Source organism: Pseudomonas sp. c313 (assembly GCF_055407145.1).
Genome location: NZ_JBUZRD010000002.1, coordinates 697,155 through 713,115 on the forward strand (window position 1 = coordinate 697,155; position 15,961 = coordinate 713,115).

General features: G+C 59.4%; 14 protein-coding genes. All 14 read left to right on the forward strand.

The window, feature by feature from the left end:
• Positions 1–15 precede the first annotated feature (15 nt).
• A complete protein-coding gene (locus tag ACZRKZ_RS08170) occupies positions 16–2,241 on the forward strand; it encodes an NADP-dependent isocitrate dehydrogenase (RefSeq protein ID WP_463969467.1) in 2,226 nt (741 codons plus the stop codon).
• A 146-nt stretch (positions 2,242–2,387) separates the two neighbouring features.
• Positions 2,388–2,834, forward strand: coding sequence for an NUDIX hydrolase (locus ACZRKZ_RS08175; RefSeq protein ID WP_463981311.1), 447 nt, complete (start codon positions 2,388–2,390; stop codon positions 2,832–2,834).
• 59 nt (positions 2,835–2,893) lie between these two features.
• Entirely contained in the window at positions 2,894–4,018 is a 1,125-nt protein-coding gene (gene mnmA, locus ACZRKZ_RS08180) for a tRNA 2-thiouridine(34) synthase MnmA (protein ID WP_463981312.1), read from the forward strand.
• A complete protein-coding gene (gene hflD, locus ACZRKZ_RS08185) occupies positions 4,015–4,638 on the forward strand; it encodes a high frequency lysogenization protein HflD (RefSeq protein WP_017137510.1) in 624 nt (207 codons plus the stop codon). Before mnmA ends, hflD begins: the two co-directional genes overlap by 4 nt.
• Positions 4,639–4,764: 126 nt before the next feature.
• Positions 4,765–6,135, forward strand: a complete 1,371-nt coding sequence (gene purB, locus ACZRKZ_RS08190) for an adenylosuccinate lyase (RefSeq protein ID WP_463969464.1) — start codon at positions 4,765–4,767, stop codon at positions 6,133–6,135.
• Between the two features lie 82 nt (positions 6,136–6,217).
• Positions 6,218–7,384: a ribosomal protein uL16 3-hydroxylase gene (locus ACZRKZ_RS08195; RefSeq protein ID WP_463981313.1), complete on the forward strand. Its 1,167-nt coding sequence runs from the start codon at positions 6,218–6,220 to the stop codon at positions 7,382–7,384.
• Complete coding sequence (locus ACZRKZ_RS08200; RefSeq protein ID WP_463969462.1) at positions 7,377–7,799, forward strand: GNAT family N-acetyltransferase; 423 nt, start codon at positions 7,377–7,379, stop codon at positions 7,797–7,799. The genes ACZRKZ_RS08195 and ACZRKZ_RS08200 overlap by 8 nt, the downstream gene beginning before the upstream one ends.
• Positions 7,800–7,944: 145 nt before the next feature.
• Positions 7,945–8,670, forward strand: a complete 726-nt coding sequence (locus tag ACZRKZ_RS08205; RefSeq protein ID WP_463981314.1) for a secretin N-terminal domain-containing protein — start codon at positions 7,945–7,947, stop codon at positions 8,668–8,670.
• 482 nt (positions 8,671–9,152) lie between these two features.
• A complete protein-coding gene (gene aceA / locus ACZRKZ_RS08210) occupies positions 9,153–10,478 on the forward strand; it encodes an isocitrate lyase (RefSeq protein WP_133100243.1) in 1,326 nt (441 codons plus the stop codon).
• 638 nt (positions 10,479–11,116) lie between these two features.
• Complete coding sequence (locus tag ACZRKZ_RS08215) at positions 11,117–11,530, forward strand: NADH-quinone oxidoreductase subunit A (protein ID WP_133100244.1); 414 nt, start codon at positions 11,117–11,119, stop codon at positions 11,528–11,530.
• A gap of 10 nt (positions 11,531–11,540) precedes the next feature.
• The gene (locus tag ACZRKZ_RS08220; RefSeq protein ID WP_133100245.1) at positions 11,541–12,215 is read left to right on the forward strand and encodes a NuoB/complex I 20 kDa subunit family protein; all 675 of its coding nucleotides are present in this window, start codon (positions 11,541–11,543) and stop codon (positions 12,213–12,215) included.
• A gap of 72 nt (positions 12,216–12,287) precedes the next feature.
• Positions 12,288–14,072: an NADH-quinone oxidoreductase subunit C/D gene (gene nuoC / locus ACZRKZ_RS08225; RefSeq protein WP_133100246.1), complete on the forward strand. Its 1,785-nt coding sequence runs from the start codon at positions 12,288–12,290 to the stop codon at positions 14,070–14,072.
• 2 nt (positions 14,073–14,074) lie between these two features.
• Positions 14,075–14,572, forward strand: coding sequence for an NADH-quinone oxidoreductase subunit NuoE (gene nuoE / locus ACZRKZ_RS08230; protein WP_149414138.1), 498 nt, complete (start codon positions 14,075–14,077; stop codon positions 14,570–14,572).
• Positions 14,569–15,924, forward strand: a complete 1,356-nt coding sequence (gene nuoF / locus ACZRKZ_RS08235) for an NADH-quinone oxidoreductase subunit NuoF (RefSeq protein WP_149414137.1) — start codon at positions 14,569–14,571, stop codon at positions 15,922–15,924. Before nuoE ends, nuoF begins: the two co-directional genes overlap by 4 nt.
• The last annotated feature ends 37 nt before the right edge of the window (positions 15,925–15,961 follow it).

The following is a 15,961-nucleotide window of genomic DNA, read 5'->3' on the forward strand; positions in this document are numbered from 1 at the left end:
AGAGTTAATCCGAATATGCCCACCCGCTCGAAGATCATCTATACCTTCACCGACGAAGCCCCAGCCCTCGCCACCTATTCACTGCTGCCTATCGTAGAGGCCTTCACCGCTTCCGCTGATATTGCTGTGGAAACCCGCGACATCTCCCTCGCAGGGCGCATCCTCGCAAGCTTCCCAGAGCAACTGGGCGCCAAGGCCGTACCGGACCACCTCGCCGAACTGGGCGCCCTGGCCGTCACCCCTGAAGCCAACATCATCAAGCTGCCAAACATCAGCGCCTCGACGCCTCAGTTGCAGGCCGCGATCAAGGAACTGCAAGCCCAGGGCTTCGACCTGCCGGACTACCCGGAAACCGTAACCACCGACGCGGAAAAAGAAACCCGTGCACGTTACGACAAGATCAAAGGCAGCGCCGTGAACCCGGTACTGCGCGAAGGTAACTCGGACCGCCGCGCACCGCTGTCGGTCAAGAACTATGCACGCAAGCACCCGCACAAAATGGGCGCCTGGGCTGCGGACTCCAAGTCCCACGTTGCCCACATGAGCACCGGCGACTTCTACGGCAGCGAAAAAGCCGTACAGATCGAAGCTGCTGACGCTGTCAAAATCGAGTTGATCGCCAAAGACGGCACCACCACCGTCTTGAAAGAAAAAACCACCGCCCTGGCGGGTGAGATCCTCGATTGCGGCGTACTGAGCAAAAACGCCCTGCGTAGCTTCATCGCCGCTGAAATCGAAGACGCCAAGAAACAAGGCGTGTTGCTGTCGATTCACCTGAAAGCCACCATGATGAAGGTTTCCGACCCAGTCATGTTCGGCCAGATCGTTGCCGAGTTCTATAAAGACGCCCTGACCAAGCACGCTGATGTGCTGGCGCAGATCGGCTTCAATCTGAATAACGGCATCGCTGACCTGTACGCCCGCATCAAGGCCCTGCCGGCCGATCAGCAAGCGCAGATCGAAGCCGACATCCAGGCGGTGTACGCCGCTCGTCCGTCCCTGGCCATGGTCAACTCGGACAAAGGCATTACCAACCTGCACGTACCGAGCGACGTTATCGTCGACGCCTCGATGCCTGCGATGATCCGTGACTCCGGCAAGATGTGGGGCACTGACGGCCAACTGCACGACACCAAGGCCGTGATCCCGGATCGCTGCTACGCCACCATCTACCAGGCGGTGATCGAAGACTGCAAGCAACACGGCGCCTTCGACCCAACCACCATGGGCAGCGTGCCAAACGTTGGCCTGATGGCGAAAAAAGCCGAAGAGTACGGCTCCCACGACAAGACCTTCCAGATCAAGGCTGACGGCGTAGTTCGCGTCACCGACAGCAAGGGCAACCTGCTGATGGAACAGACCGTCGAAGCCGGCGATATCTTCCGCATGTGCCAAACCAAGGACGCACCGATCCAGGATTGGGTCAAGCTGGCCGTCAATCGTGCCCGCGCCAGCAACACCCCGGCGATCTTCTGGCTGGACCCACTGCGCGCCCACGATGGTGTAGTGGTCGAGAAAGTTCAGGCTTACCTGAAGGATCACGACACCAGCGGCCTGGACATCCGCATCATGGCGCCTGTTGACGCGATGAAGTTCACCCTGGACCGCACCCGCGAAGGCAAAGACACCATCTCGGTGACCGGCAACGTACTGCGCGACTACCTGACTGACCTGTTCCCGATCATGGAACTGGGCACCAGCGCCAAGATGCTGTCGATCGTGCCGTTGATGAACGGTGGCGGCCTGTTCGAAACCGGCGCTGGCGGTTCGGCACCGAAACACGTGCAGCAGCTGCTGGAAGAAAACTTCCTGCGCTGGGATTCCCTGGGCGAGTTCCTGGCCCTGGCAGCCTCCCTTGAGCATTTGGGTGTGAACTACAACAACCCGAAAGCCCTGGTACTGGCCAAGACCCTGGACCAGGCCACCGGCCAGTTCCTCGACAACAACAAGTCGCCATCGCGCAAAGTCGGCAACATCGACAACCGCGGCAGCCACTTCTACCTGGCGCTGTACTGGGCTCAGGCCCTGGCTGCCCAGACCGAAGACAGCGCACTGCAAGCGCAGTTCGGAGAACTGGCCAAGACCCTGGCCGCGAACGAGGCAACTATTGTTGCCGAGCTCAACGCCGTACAGGGCAAGCCGGTGGACATCGGCGGTTACTACCACGCTAATACCGACCTGATCAGCAAGACCATGCGCCCAAGCAACACCTTCAACGCGGCGATTGCTGCGCTGGTGTAAGGTTGTAAGGATGCAAAGAAGCCCCGGCCTTGTGCCGGGGTTTCTGCGTCTGGAACCGAATTAAAATGTGGGAGCTGGCTTGCCAGCTCCCACACTGACCGCAATCCTCAGCAAAGATAGCGCCACTCCTTGAATCGAGGCTCTCCATGACCTGGCAACCCCACATCACCGTCGCCACCATCGTCGAAGACAATGGCCGCTTCCTGATGGTCGAAGAACTCAAGGGCGGCCGCGCCGTGCTCAATCAGCCCGCCGGCCACCTCGATCCGAATGAAACCTTGATCGAGGCCGCCGTGCGCGAAACCCTCGAAGAGACCGGCTGGGACGTCGAAGCTACCGGCGTCGTCGGGATCTACCTGTACACCGCCCCCAGCAACGGCGTGACCTACCAGCGGGTCTGCTTCATCGCCAAAGCCCTGAAACACCATCCGGACTATCAACTGGACGCCGGTATCGTGCGCGCCTGCTGGCTGACCCGTGACGAGCTGATGGCGCTGCGCGAGAACTGGCGCAGCGAGTTGATCATCCGTTGCATCGATGATTATCTGGCAGGCTTTCACCACAGTCTCGAATTGATCCGCCCTTCTCTTTAGCCTTGCAGGCTCGGGCCTGCTAGAATCGCGTCCTTTTTAAAGACACCCGTTGAAATCCTATGCGTGATCCAGCCCCTTCTGACACACAAAAGAAGCGCGTCATCGTCGGTATGTCCGGCGGCGTGGATTCTTCCGTTTCCGCCGTCCTGCTGATGGAGCAGGGTTATGAGGTGGAAGGCCTGTTCATGAAGAACTGGGAAGAAGACGATGGAACGGAATATTGCACCGCCATGGACGACCTGGCTGATGCCCAGGCCGTCTGCGACAAGATCGGCATCAAGCTGCACACCGCCAACTTTGCCGCCGAGTACTGGGACAACGTGTTCGAGCACTTCCTGGCCGAATACAAGGCCGGTCGCACGCCGAACCCGGACATCCTGTGTAACCGCGAGATCAAGTTCAAGGCGTTCCTTGACTACGCCATGATCCTCGGCGCTGACCTGATTGCGACTGGCCACTACGTGCGCCGCCGCGATGTAGACGGCCGCACCGAACTGCTCAAGGGCCTGGATTCGAACAAGGACCAGAGCTACTTCCTGCACGCTGTTGGCGGTGAACAAATCGCCAAGACGCTGTTCCCGGTCGGCGAACTGGAAAAGCCCGAAGTGCGCAAGATCGCCGAAAAACACGAATTGGCGACCGCCAAGAAGAAAGACTCCACCGGGATCTGCTTTATCGGCGAGCGCCGCTTCAGTGACTTCCTCAAGCAATACCTGCCAGCGCAACCGGGCGAGATCAAGACCACCGAAGGCGAAGTCATCGGCCAGCACCACGGCCTGATGTATCACACCATCGGCCAGCGCCAGGGCCTGGGCATTGGCGGCCTGAAAGACGCCAGTGACGAGCCGTGGTACGTGTTGATCAAGGACCTGGAGCACAACGAACTGATCGTCGGCCAGGGCAATGACCACCCGTACCTGTTCTCCCGCGCCCTGCTCGTCTCGGACATCTACTGGGTCAACCCGGTGGACCTGAGCACGCCGCGCCGCCTGACAGCCAAGGTGCGCTATCGCCAGAGCGACCAGCCGTGCACCCTGGAAAAAACCGCCAACGGCTACCGCGCCACCTTCGACGACCCGCAACGCGCGGTCACACCAGGGCAATCGGTGGTGTTCTATGACGCAGAGATTTGCCTGGGAGGCGGCGTGATTGAAGTCGCCGAACCCTGGAGCAGCAAGGCATGAGCCCGACCCAGGAGCAATTGACGGCATTGGGCGGCGTATTTCTTGCCGCCGTGCTGGTGGATAAAATCGCCAAGACCGGCCAGGTTACCGAAGCGGGCCTGACCTGCATGCTTGGCAGCCTGCTGATCCGCGACCCAAAAGACACCCTGGAAGTCTACGGCGGTGACGATCTGGCCCTGCGCGAAGGTTATCGCGCCCTGATCGGTGCCCTGGAGCGCGACCCAAGCACCCTGCAGCGCGAGCCACTGCGCTACGCCCTGTCGATGCTCGGCCTGGAGCGGCAACTGGCCAAGCGCGACGACCTGCTGGAAACCATCGGCAAGCGCCTGCCGCAGATTCAGTCCCAGGTCGAGCACTTCGGCCCGGCCCACGAAAATGTGATCGCAGCCTGTGGCGCGCTGTACCAGGACACCTTGAGCACTTTGCGCCAGCGCATCCAGGTCCACGGCGACATGCGCAACCTGCAACAACCGAACAACGCCTCGAAAATCCGCGCCCTGCTGTTGGCTGGTATTCGTTCGGCGCGGTTGTGGCGGCAATTGGGCGGTCATCGTTGGCAGTTGGTCATTAGCCGTCGCAAATTACTTAAAGAGCTTTACCCGTTGATGCGCAACGAATAAGTCGCAGATACAGGCCCCTTTTCACCTCGTTACGCGTAATACGCCGGTCAGTTGGCAGCGGGCCGGCGAATTTTTTCATGTATGATACGCGCCCCATTTCGTTGCCCGACTGTCCGAGAGCACCCCATGCAGCTTTCTTCGCTCACTGCGGTTTCCCCTGTTGACGGCCGCTACGCCGGCAAAACCCAGGCCCTGCGCCCTATTTTCAGCGAGTACGGGCTGATCCGTGCGCGCGTTCTGGTTGAAGTGCGCTGGCTCCAGCGCCTGGCTGCTCACCCTGCCATCAGCGAAGTGCCGGCGTTTTCAGCCGAAGCCAACGCTGTACTGAACACCCTGGCGGAAAACTTCTCTCTGGAGCACGCCGAGCGTGTCAAAGAGATCGAGCGCACCACCAACCACGACGTCAAAGCCATTGAGTACCTGCTCAAGGAACAAGCGGCCAAACTGCCAGAGCTGGCCCAGGTCAGCGAATTCATCCACTTTGCCTGCACCAGCGAGGACATCAACAACCTGTCCCACGCCCTGATGCTGCGTGAAGGCCGTGATGACATCATGCTGCCTCTAATGCGCCAGACCGCCGAAGCCATTCGTGAACTGGCTATCCGCTTTGCCGACGTGCCAATGCTGTCGCGCACTCACGGTCAACCGGCCTCGCCGACCACCCTGGGTAAAGAGCTGGCCAACGTGGTATACCGCCTGGAGCGTCAAATCGCTCAAGTCGCTGCTGTACCGCTGCTGGGCAAGATCAACGGCGCCGTCGGCAACTACAACGCACACATTTCTGCCTACCCTGAGATCGACTGGGAAGAAAACGCCCGCGCCTTCATCGAAGACGAGCTGGGCCTGGGCTTCAACCCCTACACCACGCAGATCGAGCCGCACGACTACATCGCCGAGCTGTTCGACGCCATTGCGCGCTTCAACACCATTCTGATCGACTTTGATCGCGATATCTGGGGCTACATCTCCCTGGGCTACTTCAAGCAGCGCACCATTGCCGGTGAAATCGGTTCGTCGACCATGCCCCACAAGGTCAACCCGATCGACTTCGAAAACTCCGAAGGCAACCTCGGTATCGCCAACGCCCTGTTCCAGCACCTGGCCAGCAAGTTGCCAATCTCCCGCTGGCAGCGCGACCTGACCGACTCCACCGTACTGCGCAACCTCGGCGTGGGCTTCGCTCATAGCGTGATCGCGTACGAAGCCAGCCTCAAAGGCATCAGCAAGCTGGAACTCAACGCGCAGAAAATTGCCGCTGAGCTGGACGCTTGCTGGGAAGTCCTGGCCGAGCCGATCCAGACCGTGATGCGTCGTTACAACATCGCAAACCCTTACGAGAAGCTCAAAGAGTTGACTCGCGGCAAGGGCATCACCTCCGACGCACTGCAAACGTTCATCGACGGCCTGGACATGCCAGCCGCCGCCAAGGCTGAGCTAAAACTGCTCACCCCGGCCAACTACATCGGCAACGCTGTGGCACAAGCCAAACGCATCTGATTGCTGCAAGACCCTTGAGACGCCCGGCAGCGCCGGGCGTTTTTATTCCCGTCTTAAAAGTATTTTTTTCAATAGGTTACACATGAATCCTGATATTCCTCTTCAACTTCTGGGCGGCATCACTGCACGGGAATTCCTGCGCGACTACTGGCAGAAGAAACCGCTGCTGATCCGCCAGGCCATTCCCGATTTCGAAAGCCCGATCGATGCCGATGAGTTGGCCGGTCTGGCCCTGGAAGAGGAAGTCGAGTCACGCCTGGTGATCGAGCACGGTGAGCGTCCGTGGGAGCTGCGTCGCGGCCCGTTCGCCGAAGATGCCTTCAGCGCCTTGCCCGAGCGTGACTGGACTCTGCTGGTACAGGCTGTCGACCAGTTCGTCCCGGAAGTTGCCGAGTTGCTGGAAAACTTCCGTTTCCTGCCGAGCTGGCGCATCGACGACGTAATGATCAGCTATGCCGCCCCTGGCGGTAGCGTTGGCCCGCACTTCGACAACTACGATGTGTTCCTGCTGCAAGGCGCCGGCAAGCGCAACTGGAAAATCGGCCAGATGTGCGACTCCGAAAGCCCGCTGCTGCAGCACGCCGACCTGCGCATCCTCGCCAACTTCGACGCCACCGAAGAATGGGTGCTGGAGCCGGGAGACATGCTCTACCTGCCACCGCGTCTGGCCCACTGCGGTGTTGCCGTGGATGACTGCCTGACCTACTCGGTAGGCTTCCGCGCCCCGAGCGCCGCTGAAGTACTGACCCACTTCACCGACTTCCTCAGCCAGTACCTGCCGGATGAAGAGCGCTACACCGACGCCGACGCCCAGCCCGTGAGTGATCCGCACCAGATCCAGAGCGACGCCCTTGACCGCCTCAAGGGGCTGTTGGCCGAGCACATGAGCGACGAGCGCATGCTGCTGACCTGGTTCGGACAGTTCATGACCGAGCCGCGCTATCCAGAACTGGTAGTAGGCCCGGAACTGGAAGAAGACGACCTGCTGAGCAGCCTGGAACAGGGCGCCGTGCTGATTCGCAACCCAAGCGCACGCCTGGCATGGTCGGAAGTGGATGACGACCTGCTGCTATTCGCCAGCGGCCATAGCCGTCTGTTACCCGGCAAGCTGCGGGATCTGTTGAAAATGGTTTGCGCCGCCGATTCGCTGCACGTCGACAACCTCGGCCCTTGGTTGGCGGATGAGGACGGCCGCGATCTGCTCTGTGAACTGGTCAAGCAAGGAAGCCTGGGGTTTGCCGATGAATAAGATTCGCGTACGTGTCGCGGACTGGCTAAAGGACAACGCCGAGATTCGGCGTATTCGTGAAGCGGTGTTTATCGCCGAACAATCAGTTCCGCCTGAGTTGGAATGGGATGCTGACGACGCTGGCGCGGTACATTTCCTCGCGCTGGAAGGCGACTTTCCTGTCGGCACCGCCCGCTTGCTGCCCAGTGGCGAGATCGGCCGCGTGTCGGTCCTCAAGGACTGGCGCGGACTGAAGGTCGGCGATGCACTGATGGATGCGGTGATTGGTGAGGCCCAGAAGCGCGGCCAGGCCAAACAGATCCTTAGCGCCCAGGTTCATGCAGCGCCGTTTTATGAGCGGCTGGGCTTCAAGATTGTCAGCGAAGAGTTCCTGGAAGTCGGGATTCCTCATGTTGATATGGTGCGCGAGGGCTGATCCAAGCCTCTAAGCCCCAATAAGCAACACCACAAAATGCCCCGCTATCATGTCGATAGCGGGGCATTTTGCTATGGTGGCCCATCGCAGCCTCGTTTCACTCGACAGCGCCTACGGGCTTCATTTATTCGCAGAGATAACGGACATGTCCCTACGTACCCTACTCACCGCCCTGCTCCTGGCCACCAGTTTCTCGGTGATGGCCGCCACCGAAGTCGTGCCCCTGAGTAATCGCACCAGCGCCGACCTGCTGCCAGTGGCACAGAACTTTATCGGCAAGGACGGCACCGTCAGCGCCTATGGCAATCAATTGATTGTCAACGCCGAGCCAGACAAGATCCAGGGCTTGCGCGCCCTCCTCGCGCAACTGGACATACCGTCCAAGCGCCTACTGATCACCGTCGACACTAACGAAAACAATCAGCAAACCAACAACCAAGTCATTACCTACAGCACTGAAAGCCGCGACGGCGGCATCCAGCAGATCCAGGCCAGCGAAGGCGTGCCGGCGCTGATCCAGGTGGGCCAGAGCGTGCCTCTCACCACAACCCAGCCCGACACCTACGGCCGCCCGCAAAACCAGACCCAATATCGCAACGTCACCCAGGGTTTCTACGTCACTGCCAGCGTCACCGGCGAAACCGTCCACCTGAGTATCAGCACAAATCGTGACCGCATGAGCCAGGAACGCCCCGATGTAGTGAACGTGCAAAGTGCCGACACAACCGTCAGCGGCCGCCTGGGCGAGTGGATCACCCTGGCCGGGATCAATCGTCAGACCCAGGCCGACAAACAGGGCGCAACCCGTACCTACTCGACTCAGGGCAGGGATGACCTGACCTTGCGGGTCAAAGTCGACACATTGAACTGAAGCACCAAAAACTGACTGATTAGTCGTCTTAGACTAAAGATGTAGTGCCTGAAAAAAAGCACTACAAAACATTTGACGATCCAAAAAAGCATGGGCATGATGGCCTCGCTCCCGCTAATCAGAGGCCCTGGCAAGGGCCTTCGGATCGCAGCTCTTAGCTACCCACTTGAGCCGATTCGTGTCTGTACCCGCCCACAAGGTGTGTTTGACGAGGTTGCGACTGGAACGAAGTTGTCCCGAGGGACGGAAGCTAACCAGGTAACCCGGCAATACACTGATGGATCGTACAAAGGCCCACGATGCCCGAAGACTGTTCTCGGTTCGCCTCTACCTGCTCACTTCCCCCTTGAGCCCATCGTTCATCCCGTCGCAGTCCCCGCCAAGCCTAAGCCTCTGGTTAGCGAGCAGCCACGCCCACGCACTGAATGCGCGGCTGGCAACAGGATTTTTCCACCCAGACCTATGCGACGAGGTTTATCTCCATGGCACTGACACGCGAACAGCAAATTGCAGCCCTCGAAAAAGATTGGGCTGAAAACCCACGCTGGAAAGGCGTGACACGCGCTTACTCCGCTGCTGACGTCGTCCGCCTGCGCGGCTCGGTTCAACCTGAGCACACCTTTGCAAGACTGGGCGCCGAGAAGCTGTGGAACCTGGTGACCCAGGGCGCCAAGCCGTCCTTCCGTCCCGATAAAGATTTCGTCAACTGCATGGGCGCCCTGACCGGCGGCCAGGCTGTGCAACAAGTCAAGGCCGGTATCCAGGCGATCTACCTGTCTGGCTGGCAAGTGGCTGCGGACAACAACTCCGCAGAATCCATGTACCCAGACCAGTCGCTGTACCCGGTGGACTCCGTACCAACCGTGGTCAAGCGCATCAACAACTCGTTCCGCCGCGCCGACCAGATCCAGTGGAAAGCCGGTAAAGGTCCGGGCGATGAAGGCTACATCGACTACTTCGCGCCAATCGTAGCTGACGCCGAAGCCGGCTTCGGCGGCGTACTGAACGCCTACGAGCTGATGAAGAGCATGATCGAGGCAGGCGCTGCCGGCGTTCACTTCGAAGACCAACTGGCTTCCGTGAAAAAATGCGGCCACATGGGCGGCAAGGTACTGGTTCCTACCCAGGAAGCCGTACAGAAGCTGACCGCAGCCCGTCTGGCGGCTGACGTTGCCGGTACACCGACCATCATCCTGGCCCGTACCGACGCCAACGCAGCAGACCTGCTGACTTCGGATTGCGACCCGTACGACCTGCCATTCGTAACTGGCGAACGCACCCAGGAAGGCTTCTACAAAGTACGCGCCGGCCTTGACCAGGCTATCGCTCGCGGCCTGGCCTACGCGCCGTACGCCGACCTGATCTGGTGCGAAACCGCCAAGCCAGACCTGGACGAAGCTCGTCGCTTTGCTGAAGCGATCAAGAAGGAATACCCGGACCAACTGCTGTCCTACAACTGCTCGCCTTCCTTCAACTGGAAGAAAAACCTGGACGACGCGACCATCGCCAAGTTCCAGCGCGAACTGTCCGCCATGGGCTACAAGCACCAGTTCATCACCCTGGCCGGCATTCACAACATGTGGCACAGCATGTTCAACCTGGCGCACGACTACGCCCGTAACGACATGACTGCCTACGTGAAGCTGCAGGAGCAGGAATTCGCTGATGCCTCCAAGGGTTACACCTTCGTGGCGCACCAGCAGGAAGTGGGCACTGGCTACTTCGACGACATGACCACCGTGATTCAGGGCGGCTCCTCGTCCGTGACCGCGCTGACCGGCTCGACCGAAGAAGAACAGTTCCACTGAGTAACCTGAGTACACGGCCATTGCGGACTCGATAAAAAGCTAACCGCAGTGCCGCACAATCTGACGCCCCGACTGGTTCGGGGCGTTTTTTTGCCTGCGAAAATCCCCCTGGCACACCGAAGCTCAAATGTGTGGCTTGCTCATAAGTACCTACCCAACTTTTGATGGCTGTCGGATTCCCTGTGGCGAGCCCGACGCCCACTGGAAATACGCCCAGCGCCAGCACTTTCGCAAAACATTGATCCAGAGCGGTATTCGCTTTGGAAGATTCGGTTAAAAGATCCCCTTTACCAACTTGGGCCAAACGGGCAAGTAACAACAACTTCTCCCGCGACACACCCAACATCCGTTTAAAACCCGCACAAACGATAGTCATTATCATTTGTAGAGCAAAAACTTCATTACACGTTAAACAAAACATAATTGATGAAAATCAAGCTAATGCCCGTAGCGTCTGGGCTGCAGACCCACAAAGGTGCACTATGTCCTTATTCCATCGAATAAATTCGCTCTCGGAATTTTACTTGCCCGGTGTTTAGCCATAAAATCACCGCGGTTGATTGCTCTGCGACATATCGTCACTGCTTTATTTCTTTATCAAGCTCAGAGACCCTTGCTCTCTGTTAAGGATTACCAGCATGCCCGAAGCGACAGGACTCATGGCCCACAACTGGGGCTTTGCCATTTTCCTTTTGGGTGTCGTCGGCCTTTGCGCCTTCATGCTCGGTGTATCCAGCCTCCTGGGGTCAAAAGCCTGGGGTCGCAGCAAAAACGAACCGTTCGAGTCCGGCATGCTACCTACAGGTGGCGCCCGTTTGCGGTTCTCAGCCAAATTCTATCTGGTCGCGATGCTCTTCGTGATCTTCGATATCGAAGCCCTTTTTCTCTTTGCCTGGTCTGTGTCCGTCCGCGAAAGCGGCTGGACCGGATTCGTCGAAGCTCTCGTTTTCATAGCAATTCTGTTGGCAGGCCTTGTCTACCTATTTCGAGTGGGCGCCCTTGACTGGGCTCCGGAAGCTCGTCGCAAGCGGCAAGCGAAGCTGAAACAATGAGGCTTTGGCGATGCAATACAATCTCACCAGGATCAACCCGGATGCTCCTAACGAGCAGTACCCCATCGGCGAGCGGGAAACCGTTTCCGATCCGTTAGAAGACCAAGTCCACAAAAACATCTACATGGGCAAGCTGGAAGACGTGCTGAACGGCGCGGTCAACTGGGGGCGTAAAAACTCCCTGTGGCCGTACAACTTCGGCCTTTCCTGCTGCTACGTGGAAATGACCACCGCCTTCACGGCGCCCCACGACATCGCGCGCTTTGGCGCCGAAGTTATCCGGGCATCGCCGCGCCAGGCGGATTTCATGGTTATCGCCGGTACCTGCTTTATCAAGATGGCGCCGATCATTCAGCGTCTCTACGAGCAAATGCTCGAACCAAAGTGGGTTATCTCCATGGGTTCGTGCGCCAACTCCGGTGGCATGTACGACATCTACTCCGTTGTTCAGGGGGTGGACAAGTTCCTGCCCGTGGACGTCTACGTGCCTGGCTGCCCGCCCCGCCCTGAAGCATTTCTGCAAGGCTTGATGCTGTTGCAGGAATCGATTGGCAAGGAGCGTCGCCCACTTTCCTGGGTTGTCGGAGATCAAGGCGTATACCGCGCCGAGATGCCGTCACAAAAGGAACAGCGCCGCGAACAGCGTATTCAGGTCACCAACCTGCGCAGCCCCGACGAAGTCTGATCCAGAGCCGCTTCTTTTATAGAACGAAAACCTGGCTTCATTCTTTACGTTGACCGAAAGCGATAAAAAACCATGACTACAGGCAGTGCTCTGTACATCCCGCCTTACAAGGCAGACGACCAGGATGTGGTCGTCGAACTCAATAACCGTTTTGGCCCTGACGCCTTCACCGCCCAGGCCACGCGTACCGGTATGCCGGTGCTGTGGGTGGCGCGTGCCAAGCTTGTCGAAGTCCTGAGCTTCCTGCGCAACCTGCCCAAGCCGTACGTCATGCTCTATGACCTGCATGGCGTGGACGAGCGCCTGCGTACCAAGCGCCAGGGGCTGCCGAGCGGCGCCGACTTCACCGTGTTCTATCACCTGATGTCGCTGGAACGTAACAGCGACGTGATGATCAAGGTTGCCCTGTCCGAGAGCGACCTGAGCATTCCGACCGTGACCGGTATCTGGCCAAACGCCAACTGGTACGAGCGTGAAGTGTGGGACATGTTCGGCATCGATTTCCCCGGCCACCCGCACCTGTCGCGCATCATGATGCCGCCGACCTGGGAAGGTCACCCGCTGCGCAAGGACTTCCCTGCCCGCGCCACTGAATTCGATCCGTACAGCCTGACCCTGGCCAAGCAGCAGCTTGAAGAAGAAGCCGCACGCTTCCGTCCGGAAGACTGGGGCATGAAACGCTCCGGCACCAACGAGGACTACATGTTCCTCAACCTGGGCCCGAACCACCCTTCGGCTCACGGTGCCTTCCGCATCATTCTGCAACTGGACGGCGAAGAAATCGTCGACTGCGTGCCGGACGTTGGCTACCACCACCGTGGTGCCGAGAAGATGGCCGAGCGCCAGTCCTGGCACAGCTTCATCCCGTACACCGACCGTATCGATTACCTCGGCGGCGTGATGAACAACCTGCCGTACGTGCTCGCGGTCGAGAAGCTGGCCGGCATCAAGGTGCCGGACAAAGTCGACACCATCCGCATCATGATGGCCGAGTTCTTCCGGATCACCAGCCACCTGCTGTTCCTGGGTACCTATATCCAGGACGTTGGTGCGATGACACCGGTGTTCTTCACCTTCACCGACCGCCAGAAGGCGTACACGGTGATCGAAGCTATCACTGGTTTCCGTCTGCACCCGGCCTGGTACCGCATCGGCGGCGTTGCGCATGACCTGCCGCGCGGCTGGGAAAAACTGGTGAAAGACTTCGTCGAGTGGCTACCAAAACGCCTCGACGAGTACCAGAAAGCCGCCTTGGACAACAGTATCCTCAAGGGTCGGACCATCGGCGTCGCTGCCTATAACACTAAAGAGGCCCTGGAATGGGGCGTCACGGGTGCCGGCCTGCGTTCCACCGGTTGTGATTTCGATCTGCGTAAAGCACGCCCGTACTCCGGCTACGAGAACTTCGAATTCGAAGTCCCGCTGGCGGCCAATGGCGATGCCTACGACCGTTGCATCGTGCGCGTCGAAGAGATGCGCCAGAGCATCAAAATCATCGACCAGTGCATGCGCAACATGCCGGAAGGCCCGTACAAGGCGGATCACCCGCTGACCACGCCGCCGCCTAAAGAGCGCACCCTGCAGCACATCGAAACCCTGATCACGCACTTCCTGCAAGTCTCGTGGGGCCCGGTGATGCCGGCCAACGAGTCCTTCCAGATGATTGAAGCGACCAAGGGTATCAACAGTTATTACCTGACGAGCGATGGCGGCACCATGAGCTACCGCACCCGGATTCGCACCCCAAGCTTCCCGCACCTGCAGCAGATCCCTTCGGTGATCAAAGGCAGCATGGTCTCGGACTTGATTGCGTACCTGGGTAGTATCGATTTCGTTATGGCCGACGTGGACCGCTAAGCATGAACAGCACGCTTATCCAGACAGACCGTTTCACCTTGAGTGAAACCGAACGCTCGGCCATTGAGCACGAGCTGCATCACTACGAAGACCCGCGCGCGGCGTCGATCGAAGCCTTGAAGATCGTCCAGAAGGAACGTGGCTGGGTGCCAGACGGCGCCATCTACGCCATCGGCGAGATACTGGGCATCCCCGCCAGCGACGTTGAAGGCGTGGCTACGTTCTACAGCCAGATCTTCCGCCAACCGGTGGGCCGCCACATCATTCGCGTGTGCGACAGCATGGTCTGCTATATCGGCGGCCACGAGTCCGTGGTCGGCGCAATCCAGAGCAAGCTGGGCATCGGCCTGGGCGAGACCACCGCTGACGGCCGGTTTACCCTGCTGCCGGTGTGCTGCCTGGGCAACTGCGACAAGGCGCCGGCGTTGATGATCGACGACGACACATTCGGTGACGTGCAAACTGCTGGCGTCGCCCAATTGCTCGAGGGCTACCCATGACCCTGACTTCCTTCGGTCCTGCCAACCGCATCAAGCGTTCGGCCGAGACTCACCCGCTGACCTGGCGCCTGCGTGACGATGGCGAAGCCGTTTGGCTCGACGAGTACCAGGCCAAGAACGGTTACGCTGCCGCGCGCAAAGCCTTTGCCGACATGGCCCAGGACGACATCGTCCAGACCGTGAAAGACGCAGGCCTGAAAGGCCGCGGCGGTGCAGGCTTCCCCACGGGTGTGAAGTGGGGCCTGATGCCCAAGGACGAATCCATCAACATCCGCTACCTGCTGTGCAACGCGGATGAAATGGAGCCCAACACCTGGAAAGACCGCATGCTGATGGAGCAACTGCCCCATCTGCTGATTGAAGGCATGCTGATCAGTGCCCGCGCGCTGAAAACATACCGTGGCTACATCTTCCTGCGTGGCGAATACACCACCGCCGCCAAGCACTTGAACCGTGCAGTGGAAGAAGCCAAGGCAGCCGGCCTTTTGGGCAAGAACATCCTGGGCAGCGGTTTTGATTTCGAACTGATCGTCCACACCGGCGCAGGGCGTTACATCTGCGGTGAAGAAACCGCACTGATCAACTCCCTCGAAGGCCGCCGCGCCAACCCGCGTTCCAAGCCGCCCTTCCCTGCCGCCGTCGGTGTGTGGGGCAAGCCGACTTGCGTAAACAACGTTGAAACCCTCTGCAACGTGCCGGCGATCATTGCCGACGGCGTGGACTGGTACAAATCGTTGGCCCGCGAAGGCAGTGAAGACATGGGCACCAAGCTCATGGGCTTCTCCGGCAAGGTCAAGAACCCTGGCTTGTGGGAGTTGCCATTCGGCATCACCGGTCGCGAGTTGTTCGAAGACTACGCCGGCGGCATGCGCGACGGTTACACCCTCAAGGCCTGGCAGCCAGGCGGCGCCGGTACCGGCTTCCTGTTGCCCGAGCACCTGGACGCACAAATGTATGCCGGCGGCATCGCCAAGGTGGGCACCCGCATGGGTACCGGCCTGGCCATGGCGGTGGACGACAGCGTCAACATGGTCTCCTTGCTGCGCAACATGGAGCAGTTCTTCTCCCGCGAATCCTGTGGCTTCTGCACGCCTTGCCGCGATGGTTTGCCATGGAGCGTCAAGCTCTTGATGGCCATCGAGAAAGGCGAAGGTCAGCCCGGTGATATCGAGACCCTGCTGGGTCTGGTCGGATTCCTCGGCCCAGGCAAGACCTTCTGTGCTCACGCACCGGGCGCCGTGGAGCCATTGGGCAGCGCAATCAAATACTTCCGTTCGGAGTTCGAAGCCGGCATCGCGCCCACCAGCGCCGCCGTCCCACCTCTGGCGAGGCCGATCGTAGTCGGCGCGTAACGCTTAACAAGGCGAAAGGTCCGTGCCCTTCGCTTTC

Excerpts from the sequence above, each read along its gene's own strand:
- ACZRKZ_RS08170 (WP_463969467.1), top strand. The coding sequence starts at position 16 with ATGCCCACCCGCTCGAAGATCATCTATACCTTCACCGACGAAGCCCCA.
- ACZRKZ_RS08175 (WP_463981311.1), top strand. The coding sequence starts at position 2,388 with ATGACCTGGCAACCCCACATCACCGTCGCCACCATCGTCGAAGACAAT.
- mnmA (WP_463981312.1), top strand. The coding sequence starts at position 2,894 with ATGCGTGATCCAGCCCCTTCTGACACACAAAAGAAGCGCGTCATCGTC.
- hflD (WP_017137510.1), top strand. The coding sequence starts at position 4,015 with ATGAGCCCGACCCAGGAGCAATTGACGGCATTGGGCGGCGTATTTCTT.
- purB (WP_463969464.1), top strand. The coding sequence starts at position 4,765 with ATGCAGCTTTCTTCGCTCACTGCGGTTTCCCCTGTTGACGGCCGCTAC.
- ACZRKZ_RS08195 (WP_463981313.1), top strand. The coding sequence starts at position 6,218 with ATGAATCCTGATATTCCTCTTCAACTTCTGGGCGGCATCACTGCACGG.
- ACZRKZ_RS08200 (WP_463969462.1), top strand. The coding sequence starts at position 7,377 with ATGAATAAGATTCGCGTACGTGTCGCGGACTGGCTAAAGGACAACGCC.
- ACZRKZ_RS08205 (WP_463981314.1), top strand. The coding sequence starts at position 7,945 with ATGTCCCTACGTACCCTACTCACCGCCCTGCTCCTGGCCACCAGTTTC.
- aceA (WP_133100243.1), top strand. The coding sequence starts at position 9,153 with ATGGCACTGACACGCGAACAGCAAATTGCAGCCCTCGAAAAAGATTGG.
- ACZRKZ_RS08215 (WP_133100244.1), top strand. The coding sequence starts at position 11,117 with ATGCCCGAAGCGACAGGACTCATGGCCCACAACTGGGGCTTTGCCATT.
- ACZRKZ_RS08220 (WP_133100245.1), top strand. The coding sequence starts at position 11,541 with ATGCAATACAATCTCACCAGGATCAACCCGGATGCTCCTAACGAGCAG.
- nuoC (WP_133100246.1), top strand. The coding sequence starts at position 12,288 with ATGACTACAGGCAGTGCTCTGTACATCCCGCCTTACAAGGCAGACGAC.
- nuoE (WP_149414138.1), top strand. The coding sequence starts at position 14,075 with ATGAACAGCACGCTTATCCAGACAGACCGTTTCACCTTGAGTGAAACC.
- nuoF (WP_149414137.1), top strand. The coding sequence starts at position 14,569 with ATGACCCTGACTTCCTTCGGTCCTGCCAACCGCATCAAGCGTTCGGCC.